Origin of the sequence: Alloalcanivorax mobilis (genome assembly GCF_002864685.1) — a bacterium.
Classification (GTDB): domain Bacteria; phylum Pseudomonadota; class Gammaproteobacteria; order Pseudomonadales; family Alcanivoracaceae; genus Alloalcanivorax; species Alloalcanivorax mobilis.
This window is the reverse complement of record NZ_NMQZ01000008.1, coordinates 51,960-63,988: the sequence shown is the minus strand read 5'-3', so window position 1 is coordinate 63,988 and position 12,029 is coordinate 51,960. Positions and strand designations below refer to the sequence as shown.

The following is a 12,029-nucleotide window of genomic DNA, read 5'->3' as shown; positions in this document are numbered from 1 at the left end:
CCAGGCCTGCTCCTACGGCGGCTTCGTAGAAAGGTGCTTTTTGCGGACAGGCCATGCCAGCGAATCGGCTTTGCCAGATCCGCCTCGCCGTTGGCTCGGTTCGCGATCAAGGATCGCGGCCACCTCAGAATCAAAATCCGGCGCAGCCGGGCGGCGTTCCCTTTTCCATCAGGTTTAAGTCCCTGTCACGGGAATGACCCGCTTCACTGTCCGGCCTGCGAGCAACACCGGTTGCCGCTCGTTCGCGAACAAGCAAAAAAATCACCCGCCACTGTCCCGTTGCGTCGTTGATGCGTCATCACTAGTAAAACCAGCAAACGAGAATGGGAATCAGTTTATGGTGTTCAGGTTCGCGCGGCGTTGTTGGGGCGCGGTGACGGCAGGGTCCTTGGCGGTGCTGGGTGTGGTCGCGCCAGGGTTGGCGGTGATGGCGGTGGCCGGGGTGTGCCTGGCGGCGATGCCGATGGTGGCCGAGGCGGATGAGACGGCCACGCCGCCGTCCCAGGCACGTCACTATCGCATCGCCGCCGGGCCGCTGGCGCCGGCGTTGAACCGCTTCGCCCTGGAGGCGGGGGTGGTGATGTATTACCCGCCGGAATTGACCGAGGGGCGCCGCACCGCCGGTCTGCAGGGGCGTTACACGGTGGAACAGGGCTTCCGGGCGCTGTTGCGCGATACCGGCCTGAGCGCCGACCGTGAAGACGGCGGCGTCTACACCCTCACCGACGCGGGCGCCGGTGCCGGGGTGGGAGCGCGCCTGGAACGGGTCACGGTGGAGGGTGAAGAGGACCCACGGCGGGACCTGTACTTGCAGCCCGGGTCGGTGAGCATCGTCACCCGCCAGGACATCGACCGCATCGCGCCGCGCAACACCTCCGATGTGCTGGCCGCGGTGCCCGGCGTGCACACCTCGCAGAGCCGCCAGGACCCGGGGGTGTCGGTGAACATCCGTGGCTTGCAGGATTTCGGCCGCGTCAACGTGATGATCGACGGCGCCCGCCAGAATTATCAGCAAAGCGGCCACGGCAGCAACGGCCAGGTGTACCTGGACCCGGAGCTGCTGGCCGGCGTGGACGTGGCCAAGGGCCCCACCTCCACCGTCGGCGGCGCCGGCGTGATTGGCGGGGTGGTCAACTTTCGCACCCTGGAATTCGAGGATCTGGCCCATGACGGCGCCGACCACGGCGCGCGCATTAACCTGACCACCGGCGACAACGCCTACTACTTCGCCGGCAGTGTCGCCGCTGCCACCCGGGTCACCGACAACCTGGACCTGCTGGCGGCGTTCAGCCGTAAGAACGTGGGGGCCTTCGACAAAGGCGAGCGCGGCAGCAAGGACGGCGGCTACTGGCACGGCACCAGCCAGTTCACCGGTCAGGATCAGTGGTCGGGTCTGTTCAAGAGCACGCTGCGCCTGGGCGACGATCAGCGCCTTAAGTTCAGTTACATCGGCCTGGACGCCGAGTTCGATCAGGGCAGCAACACCAGCGTGTTGGCCGGCGCCACCGACTACAACCGGGTGCGCACCGATACCTTTTTGTTCAATTACAGCCTGTTCCCCGCCAGCAGCTGGCTGGATCTGGACAGCAGTCTTTATTACACCCGCACCGCCAACGACCAGGACCGCCCCGACACCGGCGATGGCTATGGCGCCTTCGCGGTGCGTTACGAAACCAACACCGTGGGCGGCACCCTCAGCAACCGTACGCCCCTGGACCTGGGCGACTGGCCAGCGGCGTTGGAGCTCAGCTACGGGTTGGAGTTCTATCACGACTGGACCCGCCCCAACGCCGCCCAGAGCGGCGAAGGCGACGGCGAGCCAAGCTGGTTTTCCGGGCCCACCCCGGAGGGCGAGCGCAGCGTCGCCAGCCTGTTCAGTCAGGCGCGTTTTGCCCACGCCAGCGGCCTGGAGCTGATCGCCGGCCTGCGTTACGACTATTTTCGCCTCAAGGGCGAGGGCGAAATGTTCGTCGGCTCGGACCAGAACCCACCGGGTACGCGCCCACCGTTCACCTCCTATTACAGCGACTTCGCCGTCGCCCGCCACGATGGCTTTGTGTCGCCGACCTTGACCGCCGCCTGGCAAATCACCAACCCACTGCAACTGTTCGCCAGCTACGGCCGTGGTGTGCGGCCGCCGGCGATCACCGAATCGTTGATGTGGGGCTCGCACATCGGCAATTCGTTTCCGTTTTTTCCCAATCCTGGGCTGGAGCCGGAGCGTTCCAGCAACTGGGAGGTTGGCGCCAACCTGCGGCTGCCTGATCTGCTGCGCGACGGTGACCGACTGCGCTTGAAAGCGGCCTGGTTCAACACCCAGGTGGACCACTACATCACCCAGGCGCCGGTGATCAACCCGACGTCGATTGGCGACGCGGGCGATATCGAGGCGTTCGGTTTCGTCAATCTCGACGACGAAGTGCGCTTTCGGGGGCTGGAATTGCAGGCCGAATACGATCTCGGCGTGGCCTTCGCCGAACTGAGCTGGACCCGCACCCTACATGACCTGGGCCGGGGCGGTTACAACCCTTATCCGCTTGGCAACATCACCGGCTCGCAGCCACAGGACGGCGTCGGCGAGCCCAATGGCGGCGGCATCATCTATCTGCTGCCGCCGCGCAAAAAGGGCACGCTGAGCAGCGGCGTGCGTCTGTTCGACCGCCGCCTGACCCTGGGCGCGCGGGTGCGCTACGAAGACAACGACGGCCGCGGCGGCACCATGTACGCGGACGTGGTCGACTGGACCGTCTACGACCTGTGGGCCAGCTACCAGCCCAGCGACGCGCTCACCTTGCGGCTGGCGGTGGACAACCTGCGCGACCGCAACTACGCGGAACTCAACGGCACTTCTTACTGGATCGCCCCGGGCCGCACGGTCACCGGGACGCTTTCGTTGCGATTTTAATTTTTCTTTTTCAGGAGCATGGCATGAACCGTTCTCTCTTCCCTGGTGCCCCGGCGCGGCTGTTTGGCCTGGGCCTGGCACTGTTGATGGCCGGCGCCCCGGCGCTGGCCGACCTCACGCCCCGGGTGCTGCATCGTTTTGACGCCGCCAGTGCCGGCGCCGGCGCCAATCCGCATCTGCCACCGGTGTACCGCCCCGGGGAGGGCGCTCTGCTGGGTGTGACCCCGTTGGGCGGTGCCGCCACGTCCGGGGCCTATTATCAGTTGCGTGATGCGCAAGGCAGTGAATATCAGGCCGCCGCGTTCGCCGAGGCGGGTGGTCTGGGGCTGAGAACCGGTCTGGTGGTGGACAGCCAGGGGCAGGCTTATGTGGGCTCAACCCCCTTTCTGGGGGCGCCGGGAATGTTTCGCTGGGCAGCCGGGGGCGTGCCGTCAAACGCACTGGCCGGCACGCCGCCGGATGGCTCGGAAGACGCGTTCAAGCCGCGCGGCCTGTTCGCCGTGGACGCCGACGACAATGTCTATTTCGGTGGCGGTTCCGGCCGTGCCGGCAACGGCCTGTTCCGGCTCGACGCCGCTGGCGCGCTGACCTGGCTGGTGGATTTCCAGTTACCGGACTATGTGCAGGGCAGTGGCAACCCACAGACCGTTTATCTGAAAGGCCAGTACCCGGTGGCGCTGGCGGTGGATGACGACGCCGATATGCTTTACGGCATCAACGTGCGCGACCAATCCGCCGGGGCGGGGGACGAGTCCGCGGTACCGGAAGGCGACGAAACCGCCGGCACCCTGTTCAGCGTCGACCTCTCCCAGGCGGTGGGCGAGGGCGCCACGCCGGTGACGGTGCTGCACACCTTCGCGAAAAACGCCGAGGGCGAAATCAAGGGCAACGACTCCGGCCAGCAGGCGCTGGTGCACGACGGTGACTGGCTGTACGGCACCACCACCCTGGGCGTGTGGCGCTACCACCTGGACGATGAAGACAGCTTCACCGTGCTGCACCGCTTCGGCGACGGCGAAGACGGCCAGACCCCCTGGGGGCCGCTGGTACTGGCCGAGGACGGCCATGTGTACGGCACCACCCGGCGCACCAGCGCCGGCGGGGCTGGCGCGCTTTATCGCATTCGCATCGGCGCCGCCGATGACCGCGCCGACGACGGCTATGAGCTGCTGCATCTGTTCGATGTGGAAAGCGACGGCGCCTTCCCCAATGGCCTGAGCGCCGGGCCGGTGAACGACGGCATCCAGACGCTCTATGGCGCCACCAACGCCGGCGGCGCCCCCGGGGACACGGTGTCTTCAAGCAGCGCCACTGGTAGCGGCACCGTCTATGCCCTGGATGTGGCACCGCCGGTGGCGGCCAACATCGATATCCAGGCGCAACCGACCACGCTGACCGAAGGCGAAAGCACCATCCTGACCTGGAGCGTCAGCGGCGCCGACCAGTGCGTGGGCGAGGGCGAATGGGGCGGCAACAAGGCATTGCAAGGCAGCGAAACCCTGACCCCGGACGTGGCCGGCGAGTTCACCTACACCCTGACCTGCGTGGACGGCGACAGCGAAACCGTGTCCGCCAGCGCCACCGTCACAGTGAACGCCAGTGGCAGTGAAGGCGGGGAAGAAAGTGGCGGCGGTGGCGGTGGCGGCAGCGTCCACTACCTGATGCTGCTGGCGCTGGCGGCGCTGCTCGGCCGCCGTACCGCCTGAACGGGCGACGACGGCAACGAGCGCAACGACGGCAACGAGAGCAACGACAGTAACGATCGTCCGAACGCCAGCCAGGGCCAGCCTCGGAGAGGGCCGGCAGGGAACGCCGGTCAGTCACGGCACCGGGTCACCGGTGCCGGCTCCATCGGCGGCGTCGCCAGGACGGCACGCCGCCTTCCAATGACTCAGTAAGGAGATTCACCATGAGCATTACCGTGACCTATTCAGCCACTTTCGATAACTACAGTGACTGGAATGCATCTGATGGCCTTTACACTGACAACGAACTGGAAACCGGTTTCGTGAACGAAGACGGTTTTCTCCCCTTCTACAACAACCACTTCGAGATCGCCGATCACAGCGCCAACCCGGGCGCCTTCGCCGGCGCCGAGGACCCCAACCCGGAAGTGGACCTCGGCATGTGGGGCGCCTTTGGCACTTTCTCCGGCACCCAGTACGCCTCCGAGGGCGAGGCCTCTAGCCTGGACCTGGGCTTTATCGTGCAGGCGGCCAGCGGTGAGTACCTGAACTACACCTTCTTCGCCGGCCCCACCCATACGCTGTACGGCGAGATCGGTTCCATCACCTTCGGCAGCGGCCTGAGCCAGGACGCCAACGGCGAGTTCTACTTCACCGAAGAGCTGGTGACCATCGATGGTCTGGACACCATCGGCCTGAACGGTGGCCTGGACGCCAACGGCGATGTGATCGACCGCAACGACGGCGACAACGACACCCACAACATCATCAACGGTCTCAAGGACGGCGATGCCTCCGCGTTGTGGGCGGTGCTGGACGACGCCGGCTACAGCGAAGTCACCCTGACCAGCCTGGCTGGCGTGGTGGAATCGAGCCAGGCGGAACTGGAACTGGCGGCCTGATCGCCCCTGGCCCGTCTTTCGTCCGCCGCGTATGCGCGGCGGGCGATTTTTGCGTTATGGCTTTTGGATTATGGAGAACGTCATGCCCTTGGTCGTTGCCCGCGCGCTTGCCGCCGTGTTGCTGTTTGCCCTGCCGCCCACGCTTGCCGCCAGCGAAGCGATGGAGGTGCTCAACCTGACCACCTTTCGTGGCAGCAGCGGCGACACCACCTGGCCGCCGGCCACCACCCCGATGGCGCCGCCCATCGTGGTGGGGGAGCAGATCCATGGCGCCACCCGCGTCGGGCTGTTCCTGTTGCCGACCTACCCGGCACAATACCAGGCTCCAACGGATTTCAGAGACGCTTTTCCGGAATTTGGCAGTGGTCTGGCTAGCAGCGGCCCGCTGGTGCACGATCCCGAGAGCGGGCGTTTCTATGGTGTCGGCCTGGTGACAAGCGCATTGAGCCGTGGACCCGGTTTGCTCTACCGCGCCGAATCCGATGGCGCCTTCGCGGAAAAGATCGCCGATCTGAATCAACCCAATGGCGTGCTGCTGATTCAGGGCCGCACCCTGTATGGCCTGGACCGGACCCCGCAGGGCCAAGGCCAACTGTTCGCTCTGGATCTGGACGATGCCCAGGCGTCTCCACGCATCGTGCACACGTTTTCCGCGGATCTGTCCGCGTTCCCGCAGCACCTGAATGGCCTGATCGCCGGCGACGATGGTCTGCTTTACGGCCTGATCGCCTACCAGCGTGGCATCCCCTATATGGCCGGCACGCCGTCGGCGCCGGATACCCCCACCGGGGCCCTGTACCGGCTCGACCCGCGACAACCGGACAGCTTCGAGATCGTGCACACCTTCACGCTGGCCCAAGGTGAGCTGCCCTGGACCTATTGCACCGCCATTCGTTGTTACTTTACGAATGCCGACGAATTGCTGGCCTGGCTGGTGCTGGGCCCGGATGGGTATCTGTACGGCACCACCTCGGTGGCCAACTGCAACGCCAAGGGAATATCGGACGATCCCAATCATTCCCAGTACAGAATGGTCCTGCCGTTATGCGGGGGCCGGCTGGAAGCGACCTCCCATCCCGAACGCTATCTCGGGCCGCCGCCGTACTACGACGGCGGGATTCTCTACGGCGCGGTCTATCGGGTACGCCCGGATGGCAGCGACTTTACCCTGGTGCACCGCTTCTCCGGCGACGACGGCGTATTGCCGCGCGGGCCGCTGGCGGTGGGCGCCGATGGGTTGATCTACGGCACCACCTACAGCGGTGGGCAAAGCGGCGTGCCGCAATCGGCGGACTATGATCCGGCGGCGCCGGGCACCCCGGCGCGTGCTTACGGGGGCACCCTTTATCGCATCGACCCGCAAGCGATTGAGGTGCAAGACGGCACCGTGGTGGAAAACGGCTTCGAGTTCCTGCACAGCTTTGTCAGCGAAGTGGACGGTGCTTTCCCGGTGGGCGTGACGGCGGGGAACGACGGCCAGCTCTATGGCGCCAACTCCAACGGTGGTGAGCGCTATATCAACCAGGCGGGCAAGGAGCAGAAAGGTCAGGGCGCGGTGTTCCAGGTCAACCTGGACCCGAGCGCGCCGCGCGCCCGGGTCACGGTGACCACCACCCCGGTGGAGATCGAGAAGGGCGAGAGCGCCACGGTGATCTGGACCACCCAGAATGCCTTGAACTGCGTGGGCAGTGGCGGCTATCAGGGTGATGGCTGGAGCGGCGCCCGTGCCGCCGCCGGTGAGCTGACGGTGAGCCCGCCGGAGGCGGACATCTACCACTACACCCTGACCTGTGAGAACGCGCTTACCGGCGGCCAGGTGGCGGGCTCGGTCACCCTGGGCGTGGGCGGCCTGGATCGCGACAAGGACGGCAATAGCGTTGAGTACGGCAATGGCAGTGGTGGAGGCCTGGGCCCGCTGCTGTTGGCCGGGCTGGCGTTGTTACTGGGGCGTCGGCGGGGCCGCTCATGAGCGCCGCCCCGGTGGACGAGGTGCGCGCCGCGCTCACCGAACAGCGCGGCCTGCTGGCGTCGGTGGCCGCGTTCAGCGCCGCCATCAATATTCTGATGCTGCTGCCGGCGCTGTACATGCTGCAGGTCTACGACCGGGTGCTGGCCTCGGGCAACGGTGACACCCTGTTGATGCTGACGGTGCTGGTGCTCGGCCTGTATGCGCTGATGGGCGCGTTGGAGTGGTTGCGCGGGCTGCTGGTGATCCGCCTCGGCGACGCTCTGGATCGGCGCCTGGCGGCGCGCGTCTATGACGCCGGTTTCGACCGGCAACTGGGCGGCGGCGCCAACCCCGCCTCCCAGGCGGTCAGCGATCTGAACCAGGTGCGCCAGTTTCTTACCGGCAACGCCATCTTTGCCTTTTTCGACGCGCCCTGGGCGCCGCTGTACCTGCTGGTGCTGTTCCTGTTTCACCCGTTGCTGGGTGCGCTGGCGCTGGTCGGCGCCTTGCTGCTGCTGGCGCTGGCGCTGGTCAACGAGCGCTGGTCGCGGCAGCCGTTGCGCCAATCCGGCCTGCTCAACGCCCAGGCCGGCAAGCTGGCCGGCGATCAGATCCGCCAGGCGGAAACGATCCAGGCGATGGGGATGCTGACCCGGGTGCGCGGCCGCTGGGCCGAGCCCCACGGCGAGGCCGTGGACCAACAACACCTGGCCAGCGAACGCGCCGCGCTGATTACCGCGCTCACGCGCACCCTGCGCATCGCCCTGCAATCGCTGATGCTGGGTGGCGGTGCCTGGCTGGCGATTCAGGGCGATTTGACCCCGGGCATGATGATCGCCGGTTCGATCCTGATTGGCCGCATGCTGGCGCCGGTGGAGCAGGTGGTGGGCGTCTGGCGGCAATGGACCGGCACCCGCCTGGCCCATCAGCGCCTGTGTCTGCTGCTTGGCGCTTACCCGCCACGCGCGGCCGGGCTGGCGCTGCCGGCGCCGAGCGGCGCGCTCAGCGTCGAGGGGCTGTCGCTGGCGCCGCCCGGCGGTCAGCGCGTCACCCTGGTGAACCTGTCGTTCAACCTGGCGGCCGGGGAGATCCTCGGCGTGGTCGGTGAATCCGGCTCGGGCAAATCGTCCCTGGCGCGGGCGCTGGTCGGCGTGTGGCCGGCCCGCGCCGGCAAGGTGCGCCTGGACGGCGCCGATCTGCACGGCTGGGATCGCCAGCGCTTGGGCCCGTGGCTGGGCTATTTGCCTCAAGAGGTGGCGCTGTTCTCCGGTACCGTGGCCGAGAACATCGCCCGCTTCGGCCCGGTGGAATCCGAGCGGGTGGTGGCGGCCGCCACCGAGGCCGGTGTGCACGATCTGATCCTGCGTTTGCCGCGGGGTTACGACACCGTGCTGGGCGACGGCGGCGCCGGGCTGTCCGGAGGCCAGAAGCAGCGCATCGGGCTGGCCCGGGCGCTCTATGGCGAGCCGGTGCTGCTGGTGCTGGATGAACCCAACGCCAATCTTGACGAGCGCGGCGAAGCGGCGCTGGCGGCGACATTGCGCGGGCTCAAGGCGCGCGGCCGCAGTGTGGTGCTGATCACCCACCGCGCCGGGGTGCTGGCCTGCACCGACAAACTGCTGGCGCTCAAGGGCGGCGTGGCGCAGGCGTTCGGACCCACCCAGAAAGTGCTGGAAAGCCTGCGCGCCGCGCGTGGCCCGGCCGCTCCGGCGTCGGCGCCCGGCGCTTACCGGGTCGGTCATTGGGGGGCCGGGCAATGAACGCACGGTTACCCATCGACCTGCCGGTGCCCGCCAGCAGGCCACGCACCCGGCGCAGCCGGGTGCCGGCGGCACGGGTTGGCTGGTGGCTGTTGGCCGCCGGCCTGGGCGGCTTTCTGCTGTGGGCGGCGCTGGCGCCGCTGGACGCCGGCGTGGCCCTGGAAGGCACGGTGATGGTCACCGGCCACCGGCAGACGGTGCAGCCGCCCGCCGCCGGAGTGGTGGCACAAGTGCGGGTGGACGAAGGCGATCAGGTGCGGCGCGGTCAGGTGCTGGTGGAGCTGGATACCGACATGGCCAGCGCCGAGCGGCAAGCCGCCCAGGCCCACCGTGCCATGGCCGCCGCCACGGTGGCGCGTTTGCAGGCGGAACGGAGTGGCGCCGGTACGCTGAATGCCGAGCCCGCGCTGCAAGCGGCGGCCCGCGACGATCCGGCACTGGCGGCGGCGCTGGCCTTGCAAAGCCAGCTTCTGGAGAGCCGGGCACTGGCCCTGAACGCCCGGAAGGAGGCGCTGCGCGAGAGCCTGGCCGGGGTGCAGGCGACGTTGGCCGGGCACCGTGCCCGGGTGGTCGCGCAGAACCGGCGGCTGGCGTTGCTGGATGAGCGGCTGGCGGCGCTGCGGCCGCTGGCGGAGCACAACTACGTGCCGCGCAACCGTCTGCTGGAGCTGGGCGAAAGCCGCGCCGCGCTGATTGGCGAGCGGGCCGCCAGCGAATCGGCGGCGCGCACCGCGCAAAGCCGGCTCGGCGAACTGCGCGCGGAACTGGATGGCCTGGGCCGCGAACGGCAGCGCGACGTGGAGCAGGCGCTGGCCGAGCAACGCCTGGAACTGGCACGCCAGGAGCAGCGCTTGGCGGCGGCGCGCTACCAGGAAGCGCACACCCGGTTGCTGTCGCCGGCGGACGGCCGGGTGGTGGGTTTGAAGCTGTACACCCCCGGGGCGGTGGTCGGCGCCGGCGACACGCTGATGGAAATCGTGCCGGACGACGCGCCGCTGCGCGTGGAAGCGCGGGTGCCGGTGGACCGCATCGACACGGTGGCGGCGGGCCTGCCGGTGGAACTGATGTTCACCGCCTTCAACCGCAGCCGCACACCGCGGGTGCAGGGCCGCGTCGAGCAGGTGTCCGCCGACCGCCTGGAAGACCCGGTCAATCACCGGCCTTATTACAGCGCCCGCATCGCCGTGCCGGCCAGCGCCTTGCGCCAACTGGGCGATGCCCGCCTGCAGGCGGGCATGCCGGTGCAGGCGTTCGTGCGCACCGGCGAACGCTCGCTGCTCAGCTATCTGTTCAAGCCGTTGCTGGATCGTCTGCCCCGTGCCTGGGAGGGCGAATGAGCGTGGCCCTGGTTGAGCGCCGGCGGGCGCCGGCACTGCTGTTATTGGCGCTGCTGGTGGCGCTGAGCCCATGGGCCGCTGCCCTGACCCTGGAGCAGGCGTTCGACGCCGCCCTGCGCCACGACGCCGGTTTCCAGGCGGCGATCCAGGAGCGGGTCGCCGGCCAGGAGTTCAAGGCGCTGGGGCGGGCCAACCTGCTGCCCAGCCTGGCCTACACCTATGGCTGGGCGAACAACTGGTCGGAGGTGGAACAGGATTCGTTGTTCGGGCCGGTCACCGAACAGCGCGACTACCGCAGCTACAGTGCCGCGCTGCGCCTGGAGCAGCCGCTGTTCGACTACGGCGCCTGGGTGGCGCGCCGCATCGGCAATGACCGCGCGGCGCGCGCCGAGCTGGAATTCGAGCTGCGGTTGCAGACGCTTGCCACCGACACCCTGGAGGCTTACACCGGGCTGTTGCTGGCCCGCGATCAGTGGCGCCTGGCCGAGCAACAGGTGGCGGTGCTGGTTGCCTTGCGGCAACGCAACCAGGCCCTGGTCGGGGCCGGGGAGGGGACCGTCACCGAGCGCCTGGAAACCGGCTCGCGGCTGGCGCTGGCCGAGGCCGAACGGATTCGTGCCGAGCAGGAGCTGGCGCTGGCGCGGCGGCGCCTGAATACCCTCACCGGGCTGTCGCCGGCGTTGGCGGCGTTGCCCGAGCGCGGCCCCGCCCGGCCGCCGCCGCTGCCGCCGATGACGCTGGCCGACTGGTTCGAGCAGGCGTTGGCGCACAGCCCGGCGCTGGGCGTGCAACGGGGCGAACTGCGCCTCGCCGAAGGTGAGGTGGAACGCCAGCGCGCCGGGCATTTCCCGCGCATCAGCCTGTACGCCAGCAGCCGGCAAACCGATTCGGACAGCGAGAACACCTACGGCCAGCACTACGACACCGACAGCATCGGCGTGCAGGTGCGCGTACCGCTCTATGACGGCGGCGGCGTCAGCGCCGCGCGCCGCCAGGCGGTGGCCCGTCGTGCCGCCAGCGAATACCGACTGCGCGAGCAGCGCGAAGCGATTCTGGCGGCGGTGGAGCAGCGCTGGCGCGAGTGCCAGGGCGACCGTCAACGATTGCAAGCGCTGGCCCGGGCGGTGGACAGCGCCGATCAACTGGTCACCGCCACCCGCCGCAGCCTGGAAGGCGGTGAGCGCAACAACCAGGATCTGCTCGAAGCGCAACGCCAGGCGCACCAGGCGCGCCGTGATCTGGCCGAGGTGCGCTATCACTATCTCAACGCCTGGCTGGGCCTGCACCGCGAGGCCGGTGTGCTAACGATGGCGCGGCTGCGCGAGATCAGCGCCGCCCTGCAGGCATCGCCCGGCGCTGTCCCAGCGCGCTCTTCAACCGTCATAACGGAAAACAGCAGCAAAAAAAGGGTGAGGTAACCCTCTTCCTCGCTGGTCTTTTATGAACCGGTCTTTGTGAGCGGACCTTTGTGAACAGATCGTCCGGCCCAGCG

Annotated in this window: 7 protein-coding genes; all 7 read left to right on the top strand. The window is 68.1% G+C overall.

The window, feature by feature from the left end:
• Positions 1-394: 394 nt before the first annotated feature.
• The 7 genes from CGS25_RS06845 (at position 395) to CGS25_RS06815 (ending at position 11,955) form a co-directional block, all read left to right on the top strand.
• Positions 395-2,905, top strand: a complete 2,511-nt coding sequence (locus CGS25_RS06845) for a TonB-dependent receptor (RefSeq protein ID WP_232802299.1) — start codon at positions 395-397, stop codon at positions 2,903-2,905.
• Between the two features lie 23 nt (positions 2,906-2,928).
• On the top strand, positions 2,929-4,611 hold the full coding sequence (locus tag CGS25_RS06840; protein WP_101675010.1) for a choice-of-anchor tandem repeat GloVer-containing protein: 1,683 nt from the start codon (positions 2,929-2,931) through the stop codon (positions 4,609-4,611).
• A gap of 203 nt (positions 4,612-4,814) precedes the next feature.
• On the top strand, positions 4,815-5,492 hold the full coding sequence (locus CGS25_RS06835) for a heme acquisition protein HasA (RefSeq protein ID WP_101675009.1): 678 nt from the start codon (positions 4,815-4,817) through the stop codon (positions 5,490-5,492).
• Between the two features lie 82 nt (positions 5,493-5,574).
• The gene (locus CGS25_RS06830; RefSeq protein ID WP_101675008.1) at positions 5,575-7,461 is read left to right on the top strand and encodes a choice-of-anchor tandem repeat GloVer-containing protein; all 1,887 of its coding nucleotides are present in this window, start codon (positions 5,575-5,577) and stop codon (positions 7,459-7,461) included.
• The gene (locus CGS25_RS06825; RefSeq protein WP_101675007.1) at positions 7,458-9,200 is read left to right on the top strand and encodes a type I secretion system permease/ATPase; all 1,743 of its coding nucleotides are present in this window, start codon (positions 7,458-7,460) and stop codon (positions 9,198-9,200) included. Before CGS25_RS06830 ends, CGS25_RS06825 begins: the two co-directional genes overlap by 4 nt.
• On the top strand, positions 9,197-10,537 hold the full coding sequence (locus CGS25_RS06820; protein ID WP_101675006.1) for an HlyD family type I secretion periplasmic adaptor subunit: 1,341 nt from the start codon (positions 9,197-9,199) through the stop codon (positions 10,535-10,537). Before CGS25_RS06825 ends, CGS25_RS06820 begins: the two co-directional genes overlap by 4 nt.
• The gene (locus CGS25_RS06815; protein WP_101675005.1) at positions 10,534-11,955 is read left to right on the top strand and encodes a TolC family outer membrane protein; all 1,422 of its coding nucleotides are present in this window, start codon (positions 10,534-10,536) and stop codon (positions 11,953-11,955) included. The genes CGS25_RS06820 and CGS25_RS06815 overlap by 4 nt, the downstream gene beginning before the upstream one ends.
• Positions 11,956-12,029: the final 74 nt, after the last annotated feature.

Coding starts and splice junctions, on each gene's coding strand:
- CGS25_RS06840 (WP_101675010.1), top strand. CDS start 2,929: ATGAACCGTTCTCTCTTCCCTGGTGCCCCGGCGCGGCTGTTTGGCCTG.
- CGS25_RS06835 (WP_101675009.1), top strand. CDS start 4,815: ATGAGCATTACCGTGACCTATTCAGCCACTTTCGATAACTACAGTGAC.
- CGS25_RS06830 (WP_101675008.1), top strand. CDS start 5,575: ATGCCCTTGGTCGTTGCCCGCGCGCTTGCCGCCGTGTTGCTGTTTGCC.
- CGS25_RS06825 (WP_101675007.1), top strand. CDS start 7,458: ATGAGCGCCGCCCCGGTGGACGAGGTGCGCGCCGCGCTCACCGAACAG.
- CGS25_RS06820 (WP_101675006.1), top strand. CDS start 9,197: ATGAACGCACGGTTACCCATCGACCTGCCGGTGCCCGCCAGCAGGCCA.
- CGS25_RS06815 (WP_101675005.1), top strand. CDS start 10,534: ATGAGCGTGGCCCTGGTTGAGCGCCGGCGGGCGCCGGCACTGCTGTTA.